At 64.0% G+C, this 23,549-nt stretch carries 23 protein-coding genes and 1 tRNA gene; 10 read left to right on the forward strand and 14 right to left on the reverse strand.

From position 1 onward, the window contains the following. Positions 1-9: 9 nt before the first annotated feature. The 4 genes from secD to queA all read right to left on the reverse strand — a co-directional run bounded on the left by secD (position 10) and on the right by queA (position 4,514). Positions 10-1,878, reverse strand: a complete 1,869-nt coding sequence (gene secD / locus DN387_RS19775; RefSeq protein WP_054916607.1) for a protein translocase subunit SecD — start codon at positions 1,876-1,878, stop codon at positions 10-12. Between the two features lie 63 nt (positions 1,879-1,941). Next, positions 1,942-2,283, reverse strand: coding sequence for a preprotein translocase subunit YajC (gene yajC / locus DN387_RS19780; RefSeq protein ID WP_043864455.1), 342 nt, complete (start codon positions 2,281-2,283; stop codon positions 1,942-1,944). A 51-nt stretch (positions 2,284-2,334) separates the two neighbouring features. Then, positions 2,335-3,450, reverse strand: a complete 1,116-nt coding sequence (gene tgt, locus DN387_RS19785; RefSeq protein WP_162484886.1) for a tRNA guanosine(34) transglycosylase Tgt — start codon at positions 3,448-3,450, stop codon at positions 2,335-2,337. 14 nt (positions 3,451-3,464) lie between these two features. Then, complete coding sequence (gene queA / locus DN387_RS19790) at positions 3,465-4,514, reverse strand: tRNA preQ1(34) S-adenosylmethionine ribosyltransferase-isomerase QueA (RefSeq protein WP_043864453.1); 1,050 nt, start codon at positions 4,512-4,514, stop codon at positions 3,465-3,467. Between the two features lie 108 nt (positions 4,515-4,622). On the opposite strand from queA, the gene DN387_RS19795 reads away from it, so the two are divergent. Further along, positions 4,623-4,707: transfer RNA gene (locus DN387_RS19795), tRNA-Leu, on the forward strand. Between the two features lie 578 nt (positions 4,708-5,285). Here the strand turns inward: DN387_RS19795 and DN387_RS19800 are convergent. Both DN387_RS19800 and DN387_RS19805 read right to left on the reverse strand, forming a co-directional pair. Then, on the reverse strand, positions 5,286-5,846 hold the full coding sequence (locus DN387_RS19800) for a hypothetical protein (RefSeq protein ID WP_156326243.1): 561 nt from the start codon (positions 5,844-5,846) through the stop codon (positions 5,286-5,288). 455 nt (positions 5,847-6,301) lie between these two features. After that, positions 6,302-7,207 (reverse strand): LysR family transcriptional regulator, encoded by a 906-nt coding sequence (locus DN387_RS19805; protein WP_054916327.1) that lies wholly within the window; start codon positions 7,205-7,207, stop codon positions 6,302-6,304. Positions 7,208-7,269: 62 nt separating this feature from the next. On the opposite strand from DN387_RS19805, the gene DN387_RS19810 reads away from it, so the two are divergent. The 3 genes from DN387_RS19810 to DN387_RS19820 are packed head-to-tail and all read left to right on the forward strand — an operon-like array spanning position 7,270 to position 9,865. Further along, a complete protein-coding gene (locus DN387_RS19810) occupies positions 7,270-8,556 on the forward strand; it encodes a D-amino acid dehydrogenase (protein WP_256213636.1) in 1,287 nt (428 codons plus the stop codon). Between the two features lie 25 nt (positions 8,557-8,581). After that, the gene (locus DN387_RS19815; protein WP_054916325.1) at positions 8,582-8,932 is read left to right on the forward strand and encodes a RidA family protein; all 351 of its coding nucleotides are present in this window, start codon (positions 8,582-8,584) and stop codon (positions 8,930-8,932) included. A 30-nt stretch (positions 8,933-8,962) separates the two neighbouring features. Continuing rightward, on the forward strand, positions 8,963-9,865 hold the full coding sequence (locus tag DN387_RS19820; protein WP_054916324.1) for a transporter substrate-binding domain-containing protein: 903 nt from the start codon (positions 8,963-8,965) through the stop codon (positions 9,863-9,865). A gap of 218 nt (positions 9,866-10,083) precedes the next feature. Here DN387_RS19820 and DN387_RS19825 read toward each other — a convergent pair whose 3' ends face one another. From DN387_RS19825 to DN387_RS19835, 3 genes are all read right to left on the reverse strand, one after another. Beyond that, positions 10,084-10,383: an addiction module antidote protein gene (locus tag DN387_RS19825; protein WP_054916323.1), complete on the reverse strand. Its 300-nt coding sequence runs from the start codon at positions 10,381-10,383 to the stop codon at positions 10,084-10,086. A 2-nt stretch (positions 10,384-10,385) separates the two neighbouring features. Beyond that, a complete protein-coding gene (locus DN387_RS19830; protein WP_054916322.1) occupies positions 10,386-10,679 on the reverse strand; it encodes a type II toxin-antitoxin system RelE/ParE family toxin in 294 nt (97 codons plus the stop codon). A gap of 243 nt (positions 10,680-10,922) precedes the next feature. Beyond that, a complete protein-coding gene (locus tag DN387_RS19835) occupies positions 10,923-11,831 on the reverse strand; it encodes an EamA family transporter (RefSeq protein ID WP_236171870.1) in 909 nt (302 codons plus the stop codon). A gap of 93 nt (positions 11,832-11,924) precedes the next feature. Here DN387_RS19835 and DN387_RS19840 point away from each other — a divergent pair, with 93 nt between their 5' ends. The 6 genes from DN387_RS19840 to ssuD (DN387_RS19865) all read left to right on the forward strand — a co-directional run bounded on the left by DN387_RS19840 (position 11,925) and on the right by ssuD (DN387_RS19865) (position 18,202). Further along, complete coding sequence (locus DN387_RS19840) at positions 11,925-12,707, forward strand: helix-turn-helix domain-containing protein (protein ID WP_054916320.1); 783 nt, start codon at positions 11,925-11,927, stop codon at positions 12,705-12,707. A gap of 238 nt (positions 12,708-12,945) precedes the next feature. Further along, complete coding sequence (msuE, locus tag DN387_RS19845) at positions 12,946-13,524, forward strand: FMN reductase (RefSeq protein ID WP_043864443.1); 579 nt, start codon at positions 12,946-12,948, stop codon at positions 13,522-13,524. Continuing rightward, positions 13,521-14,666 carry an FMNH2-dependent alkanesulfonate monooxygenase gene (ssuD, locus tag DN387_RS19850; protein WP_043864442.1) on the forward strand — a complete coding sequence of 382 codons (1,146 nt, stop codon included), beginning with the start codon at positions 13,521-13,523 and terminating at the stop codon, positions 14,664-14,666. The genes msuE and ssuD (DN387_RS19850) overlap by 4 nt, the downstream gene beginning before the upstream one ends. After that, complete coding sequence (locus DN387_RS19855; RefSeq protein WP_054916319.1) at positions 14,663-15,853, forward strand: acyl-CoA dehydrogenase family protein; 1,191 nt, start codon at positions 14,663-14,665, stop codon at positions 15,851-15,853. The genes ssuD (DN387_RS19850) and DN387_RS19855 overlap by 4 nt, the downstream gene beginning before the upstream one ends. A 9-nt stretch (positions 15,854-15,862) precedes the next feature. Continuing rightward, a complete protein-coding gene (locus DN387_RS19860; RefSeq protein ID WP_043864440.1) occupies positions 15,863-16,963 on the forward strand; it encodes a sigma-54-dependent Fis family transcriptional regulator in 1,101 nt (366 codons plus the stop codon). Between the two features lie 99 nt (positions 16,964-17,062). After that, positions 17,063-18,202, forward strand: a complete 1,140-nt coding sequence (ssuD, locus tag DN387_RS19865) for an FMNH2-dependent alkanesulfonate monooxygenase (protein WP_043864439.1) — start codon at positions 17,063-17,065, stop codon at positions 18,200-18,202. 38 nt (positions 18,203-18,240) lie between these two features. Here ssuD (DN387_RS19865) and DN387_RS19870 read toward each other — a convergent pair whose 3' ends face one another. The 5 genes from DN387_RS19870 to DN387_RS19890 form a co-directional block, all read right to left on the reverse strand. Further along, a complete protein-coding gene (locus DN387_RS19870) occupies positions 18,241-19,293 on the reverse strand; it encodes a methionine ABC transporter ATP-binding protein (protein ID WP_054916318.1) in 1,053 nt (350 codons plus the stop codon). A gap of 73 nt (positions 19,294-19,366) precedes the next feature. Further along, entirely contained in the window at positions 19,367-20,137 is a 771-nt protein-coding gene (locus DN387_RS19875) for a MetQ/NlpA family ABC transporter substrate-binding protein (RefSeq protein WP_054916317.1), read from the reverse strand. Between the two features lie 92 nt (positions 20,138-20,229). Next, positions 20,230-20,895 (reverse strand): methionine ABC transporter permease, encoded by a 666-nt coding sequence (locus DN387_RS19880; RefSeq protein ID WP_054916316.1) that lies wholly within the window; start codon positions 20,893-20,895, stop codon positions 20,230-20,232. Further along, complete coding sequence (locus DN387_RS19885; RefSeq protein ID WP_054916315.1) at positions 20,892-22,265, reverse strand: LLM class flavin-dependent oxidoreductase; 1,374 nt, start codon at positions 22,263-22,265, stop codon at positions 20,892-20,894. Before DN387_RS19885 ends, DN387_RS19880 begins: the two co-directional genes overlap by 4 nt. Positions 22,266-22,274: 9 nt before the next feature. Next, positions 22,275-23,498: an SfnB family sulfur acquisition oxidoreductase gene (locus DN387_RS19890; RefSeq protein WP_054916314.1), complete on the reverse strand. Its 1,224-nt coding sequence runs from the start codon at positions 23,496-23,498 to the stop codon at positions 22,275-22,277. Between the last annotated feature and the right edge of the window lie 51 nt (positions 23,499-23,549).

Raw genomic sequence — 23,549 nt, forward strand, 5'->3', positions numbered from 1 at the left:
GGCAGCCCCTTATACCCACAACTTCTTGATATCCCGCCCACCGCAGGTCAGGTTGACCATTGCGCGGGTGACCATGACGGCCGTGAACATCGAGGTGAAAATCCCGAGGGACATGGTAACCGCGAAGCCCTTGACCGGACCGGTACCCATGGCGAACAGGATGCCGCCCACCAGCAGGGTGGTCAGGTTGGCATCGACGATCGCGGTGTAGGCACGGTTGAAGCCTTCGTGGATGGCGCGCTGCACCGACATGCCATTGGCCAGTTCTTCACGTATGCGCGAGAAGATCAGTACGTTGGCGTCGACCGCCATACCCATGGTCAGCACAATACCGGCAATGCCCGGCAGGGTCAGCGTAGCCCCCAGCAGCGACATCAGCGCCAGCAGCAGCACCATGTTGCCCGCCAGGGCGATGGTGGCGATCAGGCCGAAGGCACGGTAGATGGCCATGATGAACAGCGACACGAACAGCATGCCCCACAGCGATGCATCGATACCCTTGGTGATGTTGTCGGCACCCAGGCTCGGGCCAATGGTACGTTCTTCGGCGAAGTACATCGGCGCCGCCAGACCACCGGCACGCAGCAGCAGGGCCAGTTCAGACGACTCACCCTGGCCGTTCAGGCCGGTGATGCGGAACTGGCTGCCCAGCGGCGACTGGATGGTCGCCAGGCTGATGATGCGCTTCTCTTCCACGAACGACTGCACCGGCACGTCTTTCTCGACACCGTCGACCATCTGCTTGACGTAGCGGGTAACCGGACGCTGTTCGATGAAGATCACCGCCATGCTGCGCCCGACGTTGCTGCGCGTGGCGCGGCTCATCAGTTCGCCGCCGTGGCCATCCAGGCGGATGTTCACCTGCGGGCGACCCTGCTCGTCGAAGCTGGCCTGGGCGTCGGTGACCTGGTCACCGGTGATGATCAGGCCACGCTCGACCGCTGCCGGTGGGCGACCGCCCTCACGGAACTCGAAGGTCTCGGTGGTGGCCTTGGACGCACCCGGCTCGGCACCCAGACGGAACTCCAGGTTCGCGGTCTTGCCCAGGATACGCTTGGCTTCGGCGGTGTCCTGCACGCCTGGCAGCTCGACCACGATGCGGTTGGCACCCTGGCGCTGAACCAGTGGCTCGGCCACACCCAGTTCGTTGACGCGGTTACGTACCGTGGTCAGGTTCTGCTTGATCGAGTATTCACGGATTTCCGCGACCTTGGCCGGGGTAATCGCCAGACGCAGCACCGACAGGCCGTTACGCTCGGTGGTGGTCAGCTCGAAATCGTTGAAATTCTTGCGGATCAGGCTGCGAGCCTGTTCGCGGGACTGGTCATCGGAGAAGCCCAGTTGAATGCCGCCATCTTGCTGCGGCAGGCTGCGGTAGCGCACACGCTCCTTGCGCAGCAGGCTTTTGACTTCGCCCTCGTACACCTTCAGACGTGCCGCCATGGCCTTGTCCATGTCCACTTCAAGCAGGAAGTGCACACCACCGGACAGGTCCAGGCCCAGCTTCATCGGGCTTGCACCCAGGTTGCGCAGCCATTGCGGAGTGGTCGGGGCCAGGTTCAGTGCAACGACGTAGTCGTCACCCAGCGCCTTGCGCACAACGTCCTTGGCCGGCAGTTGGTCGTCCTGTTTGGCCAGACGCACCAGTGCGCCCTTGCCCTTCTCGCCCAGGCTTGCACCCTTGACCGCGATACCGGCGTCGGCCAGTGCCTTGGTGGCACGGTCCAGGTCGGCCTGGCTGACCTGCAGCGCCGTGCTGGCACCACTGACCTGAATAGCCGCGTCGTCAGGGTAGAGGTTGGGAGCGGAATAAATAAAACCGATCGCCAGTACCGCCAGGATCAGTGCGTATTTCCATAGAGGATATTTGTTCAGCATCACGCCGCCCGTTCAAGACGCGGGGCGCCTTGCGCGCCCCGTCGATTGTAGAAAATCTGAAACTTAGATCGCTTTGAGCGTGCCCTTGGGCAGGGTCGCGGCAATAGCACCCTTCTGGAACTTCAGTTCCACGGTGTCGGACACTTCCAGCACCACGAAGTCATCGGCCACTTTGACGATCTTGCCGGCAATACCGCCGTTGGTGACAACTTCGTCACCTTTCTGCAGGTTGCTCAGCAGGTTCTTCTGCTCTTTGGCGCGCTTGGCCTGTGGACGCCAGATCATCAGGTAGAAGATGACCAGGAAGCCGACCAGGAAAATCCACTCGAAGCCGGTACCGGCTGGGCCGGCGGCAGCTGCCGGGGCTGCTGCGTCCGCGTAAGCGGCAGGAATCAGAAAGCTCATTTAGCACTCCAAGTTGCAAGTTGTTGTACGTGTGTCAGGTTCGACAGAACATCAATCCAAGGGCGGCACAGGCAGCCCGCGCTTGGCGTAAAAGGCATCGACAAAGGCGGCCAATGTACCCTGTTGAATAGCCTCGCGCAAACCAGCCATCAGGCGCTGGTAATGACGCAAGTTGTGGATGGTATTCAACATGCTGCCCAACATTTCGCCGCATTTATCCAGGTGATGCAGATAAGCGCGGGAGAAGTTCTGGCAGGTGTAGCAGTCACAGGTCGGATCCAGTGGCGAATCATCATGGCGATGGAACGCGTTACGGATTTTAAGCACGCCGGTATCGACAAACAGATGACCGTTGCGCGCATTGCGCGTAGGCATCACGCAATCGAACATGTCGACGCCGCGGCGCACACCCTCAACGAGATCTTCCGGCTTGCCTACCCCCATAAGGTAACGAGGTTTGTCAGCCGGCATCATGCCCGGCAGGTAGTCCAGCACCTTGATCATCTCGTGCTTGGGCTCGCCCACCGACAGCCCGCCAATGGCCAGGCCGTCGAAGCCGATCTTGTCCAGGCCCTCGAGCGAACGCTCGCGCAGGTTGCGGTGCATGCCGCCCTGCACGATGCCGAACAGCGCCGCAGTGCTGTCGCCGTGGGCGTTCTTGGAGCGCTGGGCCCAGCGCAGCGACAGCTCCATGGAGATGCGCGCCACATCTTCATCGGCCGGGTACGGGGTGCACTCGTCGAAAATCATCACCACGTCCGAGCCCAGGTCGCGCTGCACCTGCATCGACTCTTCCGGGCCCATGAACACCTTGGAGCCGTCCACCGGGGAGGCGAAGGTCACGCCCTCCTCCTTGATCTTGCGCATCGCACCCAGGCTGAACACCTGGAAGCCGCCGGAGTCGGTGAGGATCGGGCCCTGCCACTTCATGAAGTCGTGCAGGTCGCCGTGGGCCTTGATCACCTCGGTGCCCGGGCGCAGCCACAGGTGGAAGGTGTTGCCCAGGATCATCTGCGCGCCGATGGCCTCGATGTCGCGCGGCAGCATGCCCTTGACCGTGCCATAGGTGCCCACCGGCATGAAGGCCGGGGTTTCGACCACGCCCCGGGGGAATGTCAGGCGGCCGCGACGGGCCTTGCCGTCGGTGGCCAGCAACTCGAAGGACATACGACAGGTGCGACTCATGCTTGATCCTCGGGCCCGCGTGGCGCCGGATTGCGGGTGATGAACATGGCATCACCGTAACTGAAGAAGCGGTAGCCGTTTTCCACCGCTGCGGCGTAGGCAGCCATGGTCTCGGGGTAACCGGCGAAGGCCGAAACCAGCATCAGCAGCGTGGATTCGGGCAAATGGAAGTTGGTCACCAGGGCGTCGACCACGTGGAACGGGCGGCCCGGGAAAATAAAGATGTCGGTATCGCCGCTGAACGGCTTGAGCGTACCGTCGCGCGCCGCGCTTTCCAGCGAGCGCACGCTGGTGGTGCCGACCGCGATCACCCGCCCGCCGCGCGCCCGGCATTCGGCCACGGCGTCCACCACGTCCTGGCCCACTTCGAGCCACTCTTTATGCATGTGGTGATCTTCGATGCGCTCCACGCGCACCGGCTGGAAGGTGCCGGCGCCCACGTGCAGGGTGACAAAGGCGGTGCTCACGCCCTTTTCGGCGATCTTGCCCATCAGCTCTTCATCGAAGTGCAGGCCGGCGGTGGGCGCGGCCACGGCGCCGGAGCGCTGCGCATAGACCGTCTGATAGCGCTCGCGGTCGGCGCCTTCGTCGGGGCGGTCTATATAAGGAGGCAACGGCATGTGCCCGACGCGGTCGAGCAGTGGCAGCACCTCTTCGGTGAAGCGCAGCTCGAACAGCGCGTCGTGGCGCGCGACCATCTCGGCTTCGCCGCCGCCGTCGATCAGCAGCTGGGTGCCTGGCTTGGGCGACTTGCTAGAGCGCACGTGGGCGAGCACGCGATGGCTGTCGAGCACGCGCTCGATGAGGATCTCCAGCTTGCCGCCGGAGGCCTTCTGGCCGAACAGTCGGGCCGGGATCACCCGGGTGTTGTTGAACACCATCAGATCGCCCGGGCGCAGGTGCTCGAGCAGGTCGGTGAACTGGCGATGCGCGAGCGCGCCGGTAGGCCCGTCGAGGGTCAACAGCCGGCTGCTGCGCCGTTCAGCCAGTGGATGGCGGGCGATCAGGGAATCTGGAAGCTCAAAGGAGAAATCGGCGACGCGCATGATGGTGATCGGTTTGACAGGGCCGCAAAGTTTAGCGGAAAGCGGCAAAATTGACCATGAAAGCTGATTGACCAACGGTAGGCGCCTCACTATACTTCGCCGCCACAAGCCCTGATGGCGGAATTGGTAGACGCGGCGGATTCAAAATCCGTTTTCGAAAGGAGTGGGAGTTCGAGTCTCCCTCGGGGCACCATACAAATCCTTGTAAATCAAGGACTTAGAGAAGGGGTAGAAAGAAATTTCTACCCCTTTTTCTATCCAGAAAATCTGTTCTTCTCAAACCCATTTCCCTCGGAAAATGCGGCCCCAAAGCGTCACATCACGCGAAGTCAAGATCATACAAACCCACAAAAATCAATAGATTTTATGGGTATTCAAAAACCTTCGCGTCTCCGGCAAGGTCGTTTTTTGTGGTTGAACGTGTTCAAGCATGAAAATTGAGCACACATAAAATCTTACATAGCAGCGCCGATTAAGGTCTACCCCTAACTTTTAATTTTTGACAACTACCATCCAACCCTACATATATTTTCAATCTACCATTCACACAATATTTCGTCGCATTAAGCCATTATTTGACTGTCATTGAAATTAAAAGACCGAACAAATCAAGCATTCAACAATGCTTGGCAACTGTATAGCAGGCATTGAAAAGGCCACCTTGAAAGGCAGCCTGATAGTTATCGACCATTATACGAACGCGGTCTATCTTCTCTTCATCGACCTCAAATCAACAAAAACACTGATGTGCTTTATTGTCGTTTACACATTTCAAAAAACAGTGCCATCATCCAAGGCAGACTTCAACTCGCTCTTGTAATTACTCTTATTAAAACTGTCGACCTTCTTGTAAGTATTCAGCTTTTCAGGAGAGCGATATTGCGTATCACTTGCGAACGATTGAAAGGTGTCATCGTCAACCATTCTTATATGCATTTGAAGCTCCCTTGAATCATAGCCATAAAACTCAACAAAACCGGGAATTTGACTTTGACGTGCAACCATCAACGCTTCTTTGACTGGCTTGTCATAGAGATAGAATGTAGCAGTCACCATAATGGCACCCCCGGATTCAGTATTGTTCTTACCGAATTGGGGATTCACATAAGGGGTGAACACGACCCCACCATCCATAGCCTTGGTTTGTCCTAGCCATTTACGCTCTTTAATAGCACTGATTGTCTTATTGATAGGTCCAGAATACTCAACGCTTCTTCTGTCTTTATCAAGCTGGACGTGTTCAAAGGTTTCTGCTGATGCTGTGCACGCAAAAGCGGCAACCAACGATGCCAACACAAAGCTTTTAATTTTTTCCATTTTTTCCTTATCCATTCAGTTGAATCGCGAGAGCCAAGTCTTGCTGGTAAGGCAAAATGCTATCACCATTTGAGCAATAGTTAAACGCCAGCATTCCAACATCGCGGGGATGCAATATATTTAAGACTGGAACTTGCATGCGAGTTCTTCAAGTGCTTTCCTTCGGAATACCTGTCAACAGTCATCCGCAACAAACCCACTGCTTTATGACCTACCCATGAAATGATGACAAGGTTTTTTACATCTGCACGCTCTAATGTAGCAATTACGGTTTTTCGTATGCGGTGGAAAACACATCGCTTATCACAGCCCAACTTTGTTTTGGATGTGCTTACCGAATGGCTTCCAAACCCATTACTATTTCGATGTACATAGCCGTCAAACGACGACTACGCAACACCCATAAAGCCCACTGACTGCGGGCTTTTTAGTCTCTGGGGTTTCATCCCATTCCCTGGCAAGTCAACGCTTCAGCGCCAACAATCCAATTGCCCCTGCGCACGAGTGCTGAAGATCGTCAGCAGCTCGCCCAGTGTATGCGGTGGCGGTTCGGCAGCGCGGGTCACCGCGTACAGGGTGATCGGCAACGCTGGAGCCAGGGGGCGAATGGCGGTGACCCCAGGCGACGCGCTGAGGGCGGTGAAGGGATCGATCACCGCCAGCCCTGCACCGGATTCGACCATCGCACTGGCCAGTGAATAGGTTTGCACCGCGATGCTCACCCGTGGCGGCGGCTCTACCGCCTCGAGATAGCTGTCGAGGCGGGCCGACAGCGGATCGGCACTGGACAGCCCGATCAGCGGCGCGTCGGCCAGGGCCTGCAGCGGCAGCGGCTGGCCTTCTTCCTCCTGGGGCCAGTAACCGGCCGGCGCCAACGCCACCAACACCCCACAGGCCAGCGCCTGGGCCTTGAGCCCCGGGTGATCGGGTAGTTGCAGGGTCAGGGCGACATCGATTTCGCGCATCAGCAGGTTCTGCACCAGCTCGCGGCTATGGGCACTGGACAGCTCGCAGGCGATCTCCGGATAACGTTGCGTCCATTCATGAATGGCCGGCGGCAACAACGACAGGGCCAGTGCCGGGGTCGCGCCGATCCGCAGGCTGTGGCCCGGCTCGCGGCGCAGGCTCTGGGCCAGGCGTCGCACCCCTTGCAGGCTTTCGGTGACCTTGTCGACCTCACGCTCCAGCTCCAGCGCTTCCGGGGTGGCCTGGAGTTTGCCGCGCACCCGTAGAAACAACGGGAAACCCAGATGCTGCTCAGCGTGTTGCAGCACTTTGGTCACGGCGGGTTGGGAGACGTGCAGTAACTGCGCGGCAGCGCTGACCGACCCGGTCTGACGGATGGCCTGGAAGATCTCGATGTGGCGAAGGCGCATGGCGAGTCCATAACCTTTGTTTATGGGATGACCATCTTTATTCATTGTTCGGCGCCTGTCACCTGGCTCTAACCTCGGTCTCGTCTCAACCACGGCTAAGGAATGACATGGCTCAGCGTGTATGCATCATCGGCGGCGGCGTCATTGGCCTGGCAACGGCTTACGCACTGGTGCGCGATGGCGTTGAAGTGACCCTGGTCGAGGCGCGGGATTCGCTGGGCAGTGAAACCAGCTTTGCCAATGGCGGCCAGTTGTCCTATCGCTACGTGGCGCCCCTGGCCGATGCCGGCGTGCCATTGCAGGCCATCGGCTGGATGCTGCGCGGTGACTCACCGTTGAAGCTGCGCCCCCGCCTGGACCCGGCGCAGTGGCGCTGGATGGCGTCCTTTCTGGGGGCCTGTCGCTCCTCCGTCAACCGTACCAATGCAGCCCACCTGCTGCGCCTGGCGTTGTTCAGCCAGGCCACCCTGCAGGCCTGGCGCGAAGACGATGCCCTGGACGGTTTCCACTGGCGGCGCAATGGCAAGCTGGTGACCTTTCGCAACACCGCGAGCTTCGAGCACGCCCGCCACAGGCTGGCCGCCCCCCAGCAACAGCAGGTGCTGTCGTCTGCCGACTGCGCCCGCCTGGACCCGGCGCTGGCCGATGCCCCCTTTATTGGCGCGATCTACACCCCCGATGAAGAGGTCGGTGACTGCCACGGCTTCTGCCAGCAACTGGCGGCGCGTTTGCGGGCCTCGGGCCGTTGCGAGTTCCGCCTGGGCCAGGCCGTGACCGGTATTCGCCAGGCCAATGGCATGGTGAGCGCAATCGAACTGGGGGATGAAGTGCTGCCAGTGGAGCATCTGGTGATTGCCGCCGGCCATCGCAGCCCACTGCTGACGTTGCCAGGGGTGCACCTGCCCCTGTACCCGCTCAAGGGCTATAGCCTCACCGTGCCGATCGGCGCCCACCACCGGGCCCCGGACCTGAGCATCACTGACTATGACCGCAAGATCGTCTACGCCCGCATCGGCGAGCAACTGCGGGTAGCGGCCATGGTCGACATCGTCGGCTTTGAACAGGCGCTGGACCCCAAGCGGCTGGCCCTGATCAAGCGCCAGGCGCGTGACACCTTCGCCAATGCCGGCGACTACGAGCAGGCCATCGAGTGGGCCGGTATGCGCCCGGCGACCCCTAGCGGCGTGCCGCTGCTGGGCGCAACCGCGTATCGCAACCTGTGGCTCAACCTCGGCCATGGTGCCCTGGGCTTCACCCTGGCCTGCGGCAGTGCGCAGTTGCTCAGCGAGCTGATCGGCCAGCGCCGCCCCTCCATTGATCTGCAGGGCTTTGCGCCCCGTGTGGCCTGAAATTACCCAAGAGAAGGACTATCCGATGACCATCAGCCGCATCCAGACCAATCCACGCTTGTCCGCTGCCGTGACCTTTGGCGACCTGGTGTTTCTCTCCGGCCAAGTACCGGGTGATGCCACCGACGCCGCTGGCCAGACTCGCCAGGTGCTGGCAAAAATCGAAGCGCTGTTGGCCGAGGCGGGCAGCGACAAGGATCACCTGCTCAGCGCGACCATTTACCTGAAGGACATAGGTGAGGATTTCGCGGCGATGAACTACGTATGGTCGGACTGGTTGTCGCCTGGCCAGGCACCGAGTCGCACGACCTTGCAGGCCGAGCTGGCCCGCCCGCAGGTGCGAGTCGAAATCAGCGTTATCGCGGCCCGCCGCTAAGCAATCCATCACCCACAACGGAGAATAACAATGCAAAAAATCACGTTGCTCGGCTGCACCCTGGGCATATTGCTCGGCACTCAAGTGCAGGCTGAAGAAACCTCGCTGGGGCCGACCCTGAGCAAGATTGCCAGTACCAACAGCATTACCCTGGGCTATCGCGATGCGTCGGTACCCTTCTCCTACGTGGGCGATCACTCGGGTCAACCGATGGGTTACTCGGTGGACCTGGCGAACAAGATCGTCGAGCGCGTGCAGCAAAAGCTCGCGGCGCCCCAGCTCAAGGTCAAGTACAACCTGGTGACTTCGCAAACCCGCATTCCGCTGGTGCAGAACGGCACGGTCGACCTGGAATGTGGCTCGACCGGCGTGACCGCTGAGCGGCAAAAACAGGTGGCGTTTTCCTACGGCTTCATCTACGTCAAAGGCCAGTTGTTGACCGCCAACGACAGTGGGATCAAGAGCTTCGCCGACCTGCGCGGCAAGAACGTGGTGACCACCGCCGGCACCACCAACGAGCGCTATCTGAAGAGCTACAACATCGATAACAAGATCGACATGTTCGTGATCAGCGCCAAGGACCACGGCGAAGCCTTCCAGCTGTTGCAGTCCGGTCGGGCAGCGGCGTTCTACATGGACGATGCGTTGCTCTACGGCGAGCGCGCCAAGGCTCGCGATCCGCACAAGTGGGTAGTGGTTGGGGAGGAGCAGTCGCGGGAAATCTACAGCTGCATGGTGCGCAAGGACGATCCGCAATTCCTCGCACTGGTGAATTCGACACTGGGCGAGCTGTACAGCTCGGGGGAGATCAACGGGATCTACCAGCGCTGGTTTGAGCAGCCGATCCCGCCAAAAGGCTTGAACCTCGAGTTCCCGATGACCAGTGAACTCAAGGCGATCATTGCCAAGCCGGTGAGTGATCCGGTGCAGTAGCGATCAGTGCCCTCACCGGTTGGCGCGGGCTACCCGCCACCAGGGCTTGGGGATTGCTATCCCCCAAACGGTAGGTCGAGCAGCAGTGTTCCGCTGAGTTCTTCAGCGTTCACTCTGAGGCGATTCACTGAGGACACGGTGATTTTTCTGGGCTGCCATACAGGCAGCTCAGAAGTTGTTTCCAGACAAAAAAGTCGCTGAAGCATTCCAGAATCAACCTACACCGAAGCCCCTCGATGCGAGCGCGCACAGAGTTCGATTCCCAGCGCATGCATCACCTTCAGCACCGTATCGAAACGAGGCTTGGCGCCTGGCGCGAAGGCCTTGTAAAGGCTCTCTCTTCCCAATCCAGTCTCTTTGGCAACCAGCGACATTCCGCGCGCTTTGGCCACGTACCCTATTGCACGTAAAAGCTCGTCGCTGTCGCCCTCCGCCAGCACCTGAGACAAGTACTCGCTGATGGCTTCATCACTATCAAGCAGTGCCGCCATGTCGAATGGAATCAATATAACGCTCATGGTCAAACCTCTTTGGCCAACCGCTTGGCCATCCGGATATCTGCTGCTTGAGAAGACTTGTCCCCGCCTGTCAGCAACAGGATTGCTACGCCGCTACGCACGGTGAAGTACACCCGATAGCCTGGGCCGGAATCGATGCGCATCTCTGAAACACCATCACCAACCGCCTTCGTATCCCCCAAGTTGCCCGCAAGCGCACGTTCGATGCGTCGACCAATGGCGATCTTCGCTCGTACATCGCGTAGCGCCAGAAGCCAGCCGCTGAATGCCAAAGTCTGTTCTATGGAATAGATCACATCAGGCCCTGAATGTATCCCTATGGATACAGACTGGCAAGCAAGATCACGTTTGGATGCTTACCAGACTGCCGGTGAATCGCTCGCCTTTCGAGCGAGCAACTGGAATACGATGGGCGCTTGCGCATGCCTCTGGAACAAGACAATTCCTGATTTGAAGCGGTACATTTCCCAAGGTTAAAAAACCGCCAGCTATTGCAGCTGCAAGAGCATGTCACCTCCCTTCGCCAGCAACGCTGGCGCCTACACCGTCTCGCGCTCCCCTGTAGGCGCCAGCCTTGCTGGCGAATGCGCCCGCCCAGGCCACTTCACGAACCCCGCCCCCAGCGCCGCCAGAATCAACCCGATCGAAACCGCCTCGTGCGCATCCACCCGGTGCCCCAGCAGCACCATCGACCCTGCCACCCCGAATACCGGGATCAGCAACGACAACGGCGCCACCTTCGACACCGGGTACTCACGCAGCAGCAGGTTCCAACCCCAGTAACAGAAGTGTGTCGCCGCATACACCTGGAACACCAGCGAAAACACCGCCACCCACCCCACCTGCGCAGCCACCCCGGTGAACGGCGCGTTGCCATGCATCAGCCAGGTGAGCAGCACCAGCGGCAGCGGTGCGAACAGGCTCGCCCACACCACAAAGGCAAACATCTCGCGCACCTTCGAGCGCTTGATGATGACGTTGCCCACACTCCAGCTGAACGCACTCACCAGCAACAAGCCATAACCCACCACCGAGCCATCGCCGGGCCTGCCATTGATGATGGACACCAGCCCCAGCACTGCCAGCCCCACCCCGACGCCCTGCCCCACGCCAAGGCGTTCGCGAAACAGCAACACGCCCCAGCCCAGGGTGAAAAACGCACTGAACTGCACCAGCAACGCCGCCGTACCCGGCGGCACGCCCAGCTCGATTCCCAGGTTGATCAACGCCCACATCGCCACGCCAAAGATCAACCCGTATGCCGCCACCCAGCCCAGGCCGACCGCCGGGCGCCGGATGAAGAACACCCACGGCAACGCCGCCAGGGTGAATCGCAACGCCGTCAACAGCAGCGGGTCAATTGCGGCCAGGCCGAGCTTGGTGATGGGAAAGTTGAACCCCCACATCGCCGTCACCAGCACGGCCAGGGCCAGATGTTTCTTTTGCATGGCGTACCTATCCCGAAAGTCAGGGCGCCACTATGCGCAATGAGCACACTGGCTCGCTTGCACTATCAGGTCATAGATCATTAAATTCGGGCCATGCGCGAAATCGACATCGACCCCTATGAACACACCCCCCGCAACGCCGTGGTCACGGCCAACGACTATGGCGACGGGCAGCACTTTGCCTTGCATACCCATCAGCGTGGGCAGTTCGCGTATGCGGCCTGCGGGGTGATCACGGTGTTCACCCGCCAGGGCAACTGGGTGGTACCGCCGCAGCGGGCCATCTGGGTGCCCGCAGGCGTGCCCCACGAGATGAGCATGAACGGCCCGGTGACGATGCTGAACACCTATGTGCGCCAGCCTGCCGCCACCCGCCTCGGCCTGCCCGAACACTGCCAGGTGTTCGGTGTGTCGACGCTGCTGCGCCAACTGCTGCTGGGCGCCCGGGATGTGCCGGCGCTGTATGCCGAAGGCAGCCGCGAGGGCTACCTGATGAACCTGCTGCTGCACGAGATTGCCGACATGCCGGCGCTGTCGCTGAATGCACCGCTGCCCAGCGAGCCCAGGCTCGCCCGGGCCTGCCAGCACTTGCTGGCACAGCCCTCGCTGGATACAGGGATCGATGACATGGCCCGCCAGGTGGGCATGAGCCGGCGCACCTTCACCCGGCTGTTTCGCCAGCACACCGGCATCAGCTTCGTGGCATGGCGACAGCAGGCATGCCTGATGGCGGCGGTGGTGCGCCTGGGCAATGGCGAGGCGATCACGCGGGTGGCGACGGACCTTGGTTACAGCAGCCCCAGTGCGTTCACCAGTGTGTTCCGGCGCGTGCTGGGCGCGGCGCCCAGCCAGTACTTCGCCAACGCGGTAAGTTGATGCAACACGATTCGCTGCAACCCAAGCAGTAGCGCGCCAGGCCTACACCCACAGCCAACTGTCTGCCCAGCAACTGTTGCCCCAGCAACAGCCAGCCAACAAAAACCTCCCGCACCAACACCATTGCCACCTCACTACCGCGCCAGGCCCAGCAAAAACGGGGCCTGCGACTGTGGTACGGCTCTTGCTCAAGCCTGGGTAACGCTCTGAGCGCAGGGCCACACCACAGGACGCACACATGACCGCAGCACTCAAGGTCGTCGCCGTTTCCGGCGGCGCCTATCGCCCCTCACGCACCCTGGCACTGACCGAGGCGATCGTCGCCGAGCTGGGCAAGCACCTGCACATCGACGCCCAGCTCATCGAGCTGAGCGAGATCGCCCGCCCGGTAGGCGGCGCCCTGTCGCGCGCCGAACTGCCGGCCACGGTCGAACAGCAGCTGCAGGCCATCGAGCATGCCGACCTGCTGATCGTTGCCTCGCCGGTTTACCGCGGCTCCTACCCCGGCCTGCTCAAGCACCTGTTCGACCTGGTGGGCCAGGACAGCCTGATCGACACCCCGGTGCTGCTGGCTGCCACCGGTGGCAGCCCGCTGCATGCGCTGGTGATCGACCACCAGCTGCGCCCGCTGTTCAGCTTCTTCCAGGCGCTGACCCTGCCCATCGGCGTGTATGGCAGCGAAGGCGACCTGCAGAACTATCAGGTCAGCAGCCCGGTGCTGCAAGCCCGTGTCAGCCTGGCCGCCGAGCGTGCCGCACCGTTCTTCGCCGCCCACGCCCACAGCCAGCGCAAGCTCGCCAGCGGGGCCGAACGATGAACGTGTTCTGGTTCCTGCCCACCCACGGCGACGGTCATTTCCTCGGCACCAGCGACGGCGCGCGCCCGGTCACCCTCAACTACCTCAAGCAGATCGCCCAGGCCGCCGATGGCCTGGGCTACCACGGCGTGCTGATCCCCACCGGCCGCTCGTGCGAGGACTCCTGGGTGGTCGCCTCGGCCCTGGCGCCGCTGACCGAACGCCTGCGCTACCTGGTGGCAATACGCCCCGGCATCATCTCGCCCACCGTGTCGGCGCGCATGACCGCCACCCTCGACCGCCTCTCCGGCGGGCGCCTGCTGATCAACGTGGTCACCGGCGGCGACCCCGACGAGAACCGCGGCGACGGCATCCACCTCAGCCACAGCGAACGCTACGAGGTCACCGACGAGTTCCTGCGTATCTGGCGCCGCGTACTGCAAGGCGAGTCGGTGGATTTCGAGGGCAAGCACTTCAAGGTCGAGAACGCCAAGGCGCTCTACCCACCGGTACAAAAGCCCTACCCGCCGCTGTACTTCGGTGGCTCGTCCGACGCCGCCCATGACCTGGCCGCCGAACAGCTGGACGTGTACCTCACCTGGGGCGAACCGCCCGCCGCCGTCGCCGAGAAGATCGCCGATGTGCGCGCCCGCGCCGCCAGGCACGGGCGCACGGTGAAGTTCGGCATCCGCCTGCACGTGATCGTGCGCGAAACCGCCGAAGAGGCCTGGCAGGCCGCCGACCGCCTGATCGCGCACATCAGCGACGACACCATCGCCGCGGCGCAACAGTCCTTCGCGCGCTTCGACTCCGAGGGCCAACGGCGCATGGCTGCCCTGCACGGCGGTCGCCGCGACCAGCTGGAGATCGCCCCCAACCTGTGGGCCGGTGTGGGCCTGGTACGGGGCGGCGCCGGCACCGCGCTGGTGGGCGACCCGCAACAGGTGGCCGCGCGCATCAAGGAATACGCCGACCTGGGCATCGAAAGCTTCATCTTCTCCGGCTACCCGCACCTGGAGGAGGCCTACCGCTTCGCCGAGCTGGTCTTCCCGCTGCTGCCAGAACCCTACGCCAGCCTGGCCGGGCGCGGCGTCACCAACCTGACCGGGCCGTTCGGCGAAATGATCGCCAACGATGTGCTGCCCAAGGCGCAGACCGCATGAGTGCCAAGCAACCGGAACCCACCCTGCTCAGCCCGCTGCAGACCGCGCGCGCGCTGGCCGCCGAGTTCGCACTGACCGCCGCCGAACGCGACGAGCGCGGCGGCACACCCAAGGCCGAGCGTGACGCCATTCGCCACAGCGGCCTCTTGGCCCTGAGCATTCCCACGCAGTTCGGCGGCATGGGCGCCAGCTGGGGCGAAACCCTGAACATCGTGCGCGAGTTCGCCCGGGTCGACAGCTCCATCGCCCACGTGTTCGGCTTCCAGCACCTGATGCTGGCCACCGTGCGCCTGTTCTCCAGCCCCGACCAGTGGCAACCCTGGTTCGAGCAGACCGCCCGCAAGAACTGGTTCTGGGGCAATGCCCTGAACCCGCTCGACACCCGCACCGTGGTCAAGAAGTACGACGGCTGGCGCGAATTCTCGGGCAAGAAGAGCTTCTGCTCCGGCGCCAGCGACTCGGAAATGCTGATCGCCTCGGCGGTGGATGAAAGCGCCGGCGGTAAGTTGCTGATCGCCGCCATCCCCACGGCACGTACCGGCATCACCCTGCATGGCGACTGGAACAACATGGGCCAGCGCCAGACCGACAGCGGCAGCGCCACCTTCGAGCGCGTGCGCGTCGAGGAATCCGAACTGCTGCTCGACCCCGGCCCGCTGAGCACCCCGTTCGCCTGCCTGCGCCCGCTGATCGCGCAACTGCACTTTGCGCACATCTTCCTCGGCATCGCCGAAGGTGCGCTGGAAGAGGCACGCCAGTACACGCTCAAGGAAGGGCGACCGTGGTTCAAGTCCAATGCCCGGCACGTCAGCCAAGACCCGTACATCCTGCGCCACTACGGCGACTTCTGGGTGGGCCTGGAAGGCGTTCGGCTGCTGGCCGAACGCGCCTGCAACCAGCTCGACGAAGCCTGGCACAAGGGCCCCACGCTGAGCAGCGACGAGCGCGGGCAGCTGGCGCTGTCCATCGCCGCGGCCAAGGTGGCGGCCACCCGCACCGGCCTGGACCTGTGCAACCGCCTGTTCGAAGTGACCGGCGCGCGCGCCACGCATGCCTCGCTGCGCTTCGATCGCTACTGGCGCAACCTGCGCACCCAGACCCTGCACGACCCGGTGGACTACAAGGTCCACGAGCTGGGTGACTGGGCCCTGAACCGGACGGTGCCCGCCCCGTCCTTCTACTCCTGAGGGCTGCCCATGCACCTGTTGACGCTCCCGCCATCGCCAACCCTGGCCACCTCGATCAGGGCCACCGCACAGGTGTTCGAAGACCCGAGGTCGCAGGCGCTGCTCGCCCACCTGCAGCAGGTCGCGCCGAGTGAGGCCAGCGTGCTGATCATTGGCGAAACCGGTACGGGCAAGGAGCTGGTGGCGCGACATATCCACAACCTCAGCCGGCGCCACCACGGGCCGTTCGTGGCGGTCAACTGCGGGGCGTTCTCCGAGTCGCTGGTCGAGGCCGAACTGTTCGGCCACGAAAAGGGCGCCTTCACCGGCGCCCTGGCGTCCAAGGCCGGCTGGTTCGAGGAAGCCGACGGCGGCACGCTGTTTCTCGACGAGATCGGCGACCTGCCGATGGCCATCCAGGTCAAGCTGCTGCGCGTGCTGCAGGAGCGCGAAGTGGTGCGCCTGGGGTCGCGCAAGAGCATCCCGATCAACGTGCGCGTGCTGGCCGCCACCAACGTGCAGCTGGAAAAGGCGATCAACGCCGGGCACTTTCGCGAAGACCTGTTCTACCGCCTCAACGTGGTCAGCCTGCAGCTGTACCCGCTGCGCGAGCGCCCCGGCGACATCCTGCCGCTGACCCGCCACTTCATGGCCAGCTACAGCGCCCGCCTGGGCTATGGCGATGTGCAGTTGAGCAGCGAGGCCGAACACAAGCTGGCCAGCTACGACTGGCCGGGCAACATCCGCGAGCTGGAAAACGTCATCCACCACACCCTGCTGATCTGCCATGACGGCGTGATCCAGCAGGACGACCTGCGCCTGTCCAACCTGCGCATCGAGCGGCCCGAGGGCACACCCGCCCCGGACACATCCGCCAACGCCCTGTTGCAGCGCGCGTTTCAGAAGCTGTTCGAAGAAGAGCACGGCGCGCTGCATGAAAAGGTCGAGGAGGCGCTGCTGCGCAGTGCCTACCGCTTCTGCCACTACAACCAGGTGCACACCGCGCGCCTGCTCGGCCTGAGCCGCAACGTCACCCGTGCCCTGCTGATCCGCATCGGCGAACTGGTGGTGAACAAGCGCCAGCCGCCACCGGAGCCGAACGCCACACGCGTCATCAACCTGTCGATCTGACCCAGACTTGCCCAAGCAAGCAGCGACTTCACCCACCTTGCGTTGCACGCCGTCCCGGCCGGGGCGGTGGCCCATTCTTCCTGCAACGAGCACCCCACCATGAGCCTCGATATCTTCTGGTTTCTGCCCACCTCCGGCGACACCCGCTACCTCGGCCACTCCGCCAGCGGGCGCCCGGCCACCAACGCCTACATGCGCCAGATTGCCGTGGCCGCCGAGAACCTCGGCTATGACGGCATTCTCATCCCCACCGGCAGCAGCTGCCTCGACCCCTGGGTCACCGCCGCCAGCCTGGTGCCGGTGACCCACCGCCTCAAGCTGCTGGTGGCCCTGCGCACCTCGCTGGGCAACCCCACCGCGTCGGCGCGCCAGGCCGCCACCCTCGACCAGGCCAGCGGCGGACGCCTGCTGCTCAACGTGGTGCCCGGCGGCGATGCCACCGAGCTGGCCGCCGATGGCGTGTTTCTCGCGCACGACCAGCGCTACGACGCCGCCGACGAATTCCTCACCGTGTGGCGCCAACTGCTCAGTGGCGAACGGGTCGACTTTCACGGCGAGCACCTGCGGGTGGAGGGCGCGCAGAACTTCTTCGCGCCGGTGCAGACGCCCTACCCGCCGCTGTACTTCGGTGGCTCGTCAGCCGCCGCGCACGAGCTGGCGGCCAGGCATGTGGACGCCTACCTGACCTGGGGCGAGCCACCCGCCGCGGTGGCCGAAAAGATCGCCGACGTGCGCGCCCGTGCCGCCCGCCACGGGCGCACGGTGCAGTTTGGCGTGCGCCTGCATGTGATCGTGCGTGAAACCAGTGAACAGGCCTGGGCGGCGGCCGAGGAACTGATCAGCCACCTGGACGAGGCCACCATCGCCGCCGCACAGGCCAACTACGCCAGCATGGATTCCGAGGGCCAGCGGCGCATGGCCGCGCTGCACGGCGGGCGCCGCGACCGGCTGGAAGTCTCGCCCAACCTGTGGGCCGGGGTCGGCCTGGTGCGTGGCGGTGCCGGCACCGCACTGGTCGGCGACCCGGCCACGGTGGCGGCACGGCTGCAGGAGTACGTCGCCCTGGGCGTGGACCGCTTCGTGCTGTCGGGCTACCCGCACCTGGAGGAAGCCTACCGCTTCGCCGAACTGGTGTTCCCGCTGCTGCCCGGCAAAAGCAAGGTGACGGTGGATGGCGCCTTCACCGGGGGCGCCTTCGACGTGCGTGCCGGCCAGGCCAGGCCCGCCGCCAGCCAGTAACGGGCAGGGCCCGGGCTACCCGGTGCAGGCCGGCCGGCTCAGGCCCCTGCGGCCACCCGCTCGACGCTGTCGGCCACTGTGCGGGCCTGCTGCAGCACCTGCGCACACACCTGTTCAGGGGCCTCCACGCGCACGCGCAGACGGCCAAGGATACGCCCCTGGATACGCTCGATATTGGCCTGCACCAGGTGGGTCGGGTAACCCAGTGCCGCGCTGATCGCGCTCAGCTCCGGCGCCTGGCCACGGGCCCCGGTGTAATGCAGGTCGAGCAGCCAGTCGCCGGCGCTGGCTGGGGCCAGGTCATGGGCGCCGCCAGGGTGCAGGGTGCGCAGCAGGGTGCGGGTCACCTCGTGGCACGGGCAGCCGAACACTCGCCACACCTCGCCCTGCTCCACCACCTCGCCCGCCTCCAGCACCACCACGCGGTCGCACAGCTCGCGGATCACTTCCATCTCGTGGGTAATCAGCACGATGGTCAGGTTCAGGCGCCGGTTGATATCGCGTAGCAGCGCCAGAATCGACTGGGTGCTTTGCGGGTCCAGCGCCGAGGTCGCCTCGTCGCACAGCAGCAGGTCGGGCTGCAGCACCAGCGCCCGGGCGATGCCGACGCGCTGCTTCTGGCCACCGGACAGCTGTGCGGGGAAGGCATCGCGCTTGTCCTCCAGGCCCACCAGTTGCAGCATCTCGCTCACCCGCCGCTCGCGCTCGGCGCGGCCAATGCCGGCCAGCTTGAGCGGCAGGCCGATGTTCTCGCCGACGGTTTTCACCGACATCAGGTTGAAGTGCTGGAAGATCATGCCGGTGCGCTGGCGCTGGCGGGCCAGTTGCGCGGTGTCGTAGCCGGCGATGTCCTCGCCGTCGATCAGCACCTGGCCGTTGCTGGGTTGCTCCAGGCGGTTGAGCGAACGCAGCAGCGACGACTTGCCCGCGCCGCTGCGCCCGATGATGCCGAACACCTCGCCCCGGCGTATCTCCAGGTTGATGTCGCGCAGCGCATGCACAGTGCGCTCGCGCCCCGGGTACTGCTTGCCGAGCCCCACCAGGCGGATATGCACGGCGCCTGCCAGCGGCTGTTGATTGAAACTGACCATGGATCAAGGCCTGCCCTGCGAAGGATGCGATTCGACCAAGGTCCGCGCTGTCGCCAGCGCGGGCCACCGGGGCTCAGAAGCCGGGCACTATCTGGCCCTTGTAGCGGGTCAGGATGAAGTCGCGCACCTGTGGCGAGTTCAGCGCCTTGGCCAGCTTCTGGATGCGCGGGTCATCGATGTTGTCGGGGCGTGCGACCAGGTACTCCACGTACAGGTCCTTGCCCTTCTCCACGATCAGCGCGCTGCTGGTATCGATGCCCGCCTCCAGCGCGTAGTTGGCGAAGACGAACGCCAGGTCCACCTGGTTCACCGCACGGGCCAGCAGCGCGCCTTCGAGTTCGCGAATCTTCAGGTGCCTTGGGTTGGCCGCGATGTCACGCTGGGTCGCCAGGGTGTTGCTCGGGTCCTTGAGGGTGAGCAGCCCGGTTTCGTGCAGCAGCACCAGGGCACGCCCGGCGTTGACCGGGTCGTTGGGGATGGCGACGCTGGCGCCGTCCTTGAGCTCGGCGATGCTCCTGATGCGGGTGGAGTACGCACCGAAAGGCTCGATGTGCACGCCCACCACCGGCACCAGGTCGGTCTTGCGGGTGGCGTTGAATTCGTCGAGGAACGGCCGGTACTGGTAGTAGTTGGCGTCCAGGTTCTTCTCGGCCAGTTGCAGGTTGGGCTGGATGAAATCGCTGAACACCTTGATGTCCAGGTCCACGCCTTCGGCCGCCAGCGCCGGTTTGACGAACTCGAGGATCTCGGCGTGCGGCACCGGGGTGGCGCCCACCACCAGTTTCTCGTTGGCGTGCGCCGACAGCGACAGCACGGCGGCCAGTACGGCCAGGGTCTTCTTCATGGGCTTGCTCCTGAACAGGTAGAACATTGGCCGCCGTGGGATACGTGGGCCGGCGGCAGCGAAACCCGGCTGCCGCTGACGGGAAACACAATTCAACGCCGGGTGAAGCGCCGCACCAGGCGGTCGCCACTCACCTGCAGCACCTGTACCAGCACGATCAGCAGCAGCACGGTCACCACCATCACGTCGGTCTGAAAGCGCTGGTAGCCGAAGCGGATCGCCAGGTCGCCCAGGCCGCCGCCACCGACCACGCCGGCCATCGCCGTGTAGTCCACCAGCACGATGGCGGTCACCGTCACCGCCGCAATCAGGCCGGTGCGCGCCTCGGGCAGCACGGTGTGCCACACGATCTGCCAGGTGCTGCCACCCATCGACTGGGTGGCCTCCACCAGGCCGCGGTCGACCTCGCGCAGGGCGATTTCCACCAGCCGTGCAAAGAACGGCGTACAGCCGATCACCAGCGGAGGTATGGCGCCGGGCACGCCCAGCGAAGTACCGGCCACCACCTGGGTGAGCGGGATCAGCACAATCAGCAGGATGATGAACGGCATCGAACGCAGCACGTTCACCACCACCGACAGCACGCGGTACACCAGCGGCGAGGCCAGCAACTGGCGCTGGCCGGTGAGGTACAGCAGCACCCCCAGCGGCAGCCCCATCAGCACCGTGAAACCCAGCGCGACGCCGAGCATGCTCAGGGTGTCGAGGCAGGCCTGGCCCACCTCGGGCCAGTTGACATGGGCCAGCAGCTCGCTCATTGCCCAGCGCCCCTGCGCAGCGCGGCGGCCGGGTGCGGTGCGCCCAGCCGGTCACCTGCGTCGAACAGCTTGTTGCGCAGCGTGCCCTGGGCGTAATCGCGCTTGAACAGGCCACGGGCCTGCAACTCGGGCACCAGCAGGTCGACCACCGCCTCGAAGGTTTCCGGGGCCACCACGCTGGCCAGGTTGAAGCCGTCCACGTCGGTCTCTTGCACCCATTCCTGCAACTGGTCGGCCACCGTCTGCGCCGAGCCCACCAGTACCGGGCCGTCACCACCGATGGCGCAATAGTCGGCAATTTCGGCGGTGGTCCAGGTGCGGCTGGGGTCGGCACGGGTGAAGGCTTCCACCGCCGACTGGATCGCATCGCTCTGCACTTCGCGCAGCACCTGGTCGCTCTGGTACTGGGCGAAGTCGATGCCGGTCCAGCCCGACATCAGCGTCAGCGCACCGCTGGCGCTGGCGTACTCGCGGTACTCGCGCAGGCGCGCCAGGGCCTGTTCATCAGTGGGGGCGACAATCACCGTAAGCTGCTCCAGCACCAGGATATCGCCCGGTGCGCGGCCGGCCGCCACCGCCGCAGCGCGCACCTGCGCCACCTGGTTCTTGAGCACCGTCTTGCTCGGCGCAGCAACGAACACGCACTCGGCGTTGGCCGCCGCAAACGCCCTGCCGCGCGTCGAAGCACCGGCCTGGTACAGCACCGGGGTGCGCTGGGGCGAGGGCTCGCACAGGTGAAAGCCCGGCACCTGGAAGAACTCGCCCTGGTGGCCGATGCCGTGCACCTTGGCCGGGTCGGCATACACCCCGCTGGCGCGGTCGGCGCTCACGGCGTCGTCTTCCCAGCTGGCCTCCCACAGCTTGTAGCAGACCTGCAGGTACTCCTCGGCCAGGGCGTAGCGCTGGTCATGCGACAGCTGTTCGCGCTGGCCCAGGTTGCGCGCCCCGCTGGACAGGTACGAGGTGACGATGTTCCAGCCGGCGCGGCCACGGGTCAGGTGGTCGAGCGTGGACATGCGCCGGGCAAACGGGTACGGGTGCTCGAACGACACCGAGGCGGTCACGCCAAACCCCAGGTGCTCGGTGACGGCGGCCATGGCCGGCACCAGCTGCAGCGGGTCGTTCACCGGCACCTGCGCTGCCGTACGCAGCGCCTCGTCGGCGTTGCCGCCGTACACGTCGTAGGCGCCCAGCACATCGGCGATGAACAACCCGTCGATCTTGCCGCGCTCCAGGGTCCTGGCCAGCTCGGTCCAGTAGTGGATGTCGGTGTAGCGCGTGGCCTGGTCACGCGGATGGCGCCACAAGCCCGGCGACAGGTGGCCGACGGTGTTCATGGCAAAGGCATTGAGGCGTATCTGCTTGGGCATGGTGGCGGCCTAGTTCCAGTCGTGACGCTGTGGCTTGGCCCCGTTCAAGGCCCAGTTGCCCACCAGGTGGTACTTCCAGCGCACCGGGTCGTGCAGGGTGTGCACGCGGGCGTTGCGCCAGTGCCGGTCGAGGTTGTGGCGCACCTGGGTGGAGCGCGTGCCGCCCAGCTCGAACAGGCGGTTGCTGGCCTCGATCGCCGCTTCGGTGGTCAGCACCTTGGCCTTGGCCACGGCCACCGAGGCCTGGGCCACCGAGTCCTCGTCGGGGGCCAGGCTGGCCCGGTCGAGCACCTTGCCGGCGCGCTCCAGCAGGGCCTCGGCGGCTTCCTGGCGAATCTCCAGCGCGCCGATCTGCACGATGGTCAGCGGGTCCTGGCTGGCCTGCTCCACGCCCGCATCGATCCACGGGCGGGCCTGCTCGCGGATGAAGGTGATGGCGTCGTCCAGCGCCGCACGGCCGATGCCGGCGTCGATGGCGGCGGTGGTCAGCTGCGCGAAGGGGCCGGCCAGGGTCGGGGTTTCGTACGAGCGGTAGGTGGGAAACAGGTTGAAGGCCGGCACGATCAGTTGCTGCGCCAGCACCGTGCCGCTGGAGGTGGTGCGCTGGCCGATGTTGTCCCAGTCATCGACGATCACCAGGCCCGGGGTATCGCGGCGCACGAAGGCCAGTTGCGAGCGGTCCTGCGCGTCCAGCGCCAGCACCCCCAGCCAGTGCGCGTACAACGAGCCGGTGCAGTAGCCCTTGCGCCCGTCGATGCGGTAGCCATCGGCATGGGGCACGATGCGGGTCTGGATCTCCTTGACGTTCTTGCCGCCGGTTTCCGACAGCGCATTGGCAAAGCGGTGGCCGGCCAGCACCAGGTCGAAGAAGAAGCGCTTCTGCTCTTCGCTGCCCTGCAGGCGGATGTCTTCGAGCAGGCAGTAGTGGTTCTGCGGTATCTGCCCCAGCGAAGGGTCGGCGGCGGAGATGATCGCGATCACCTCGGCCAGGGTGGCGAAGGACACCTGCGCCCCCCCGTACTGTTTCGGTACGGTGATGCCCCACAGGCCGCTGTTGGAGAACGCATCCACCACGTCGGCCGGGACCTGGCGGCTGCGGTCGCGCTCGGACGCGCCTTCGCGCAGCAGCGCGGCAACCCGATGGGCAATGGCGATGGCTTCGGCATCGTCACGGATGACGTGGGCATCCGGCTGGCGGATGTCGTAGTGGGCAGAAACAGGGGTGGCAGTCATGGTCTATCTCGATGAGTACACAGAGTCACCCGTGAGATAGCACAACCCATG

The sequence above is a fragment of the Pseudomonas sp. FBF18 genome, assembly GCF_024261405.1.
In the GTDB taxonomy this organism is placed as follows: Bacteria; Pseudomonadota; Gammaproteobacteria; order Pseudomonadales; family Pseudomonadaceae; genus Aquipseudomonas; species Aquipseudomonas palmensis.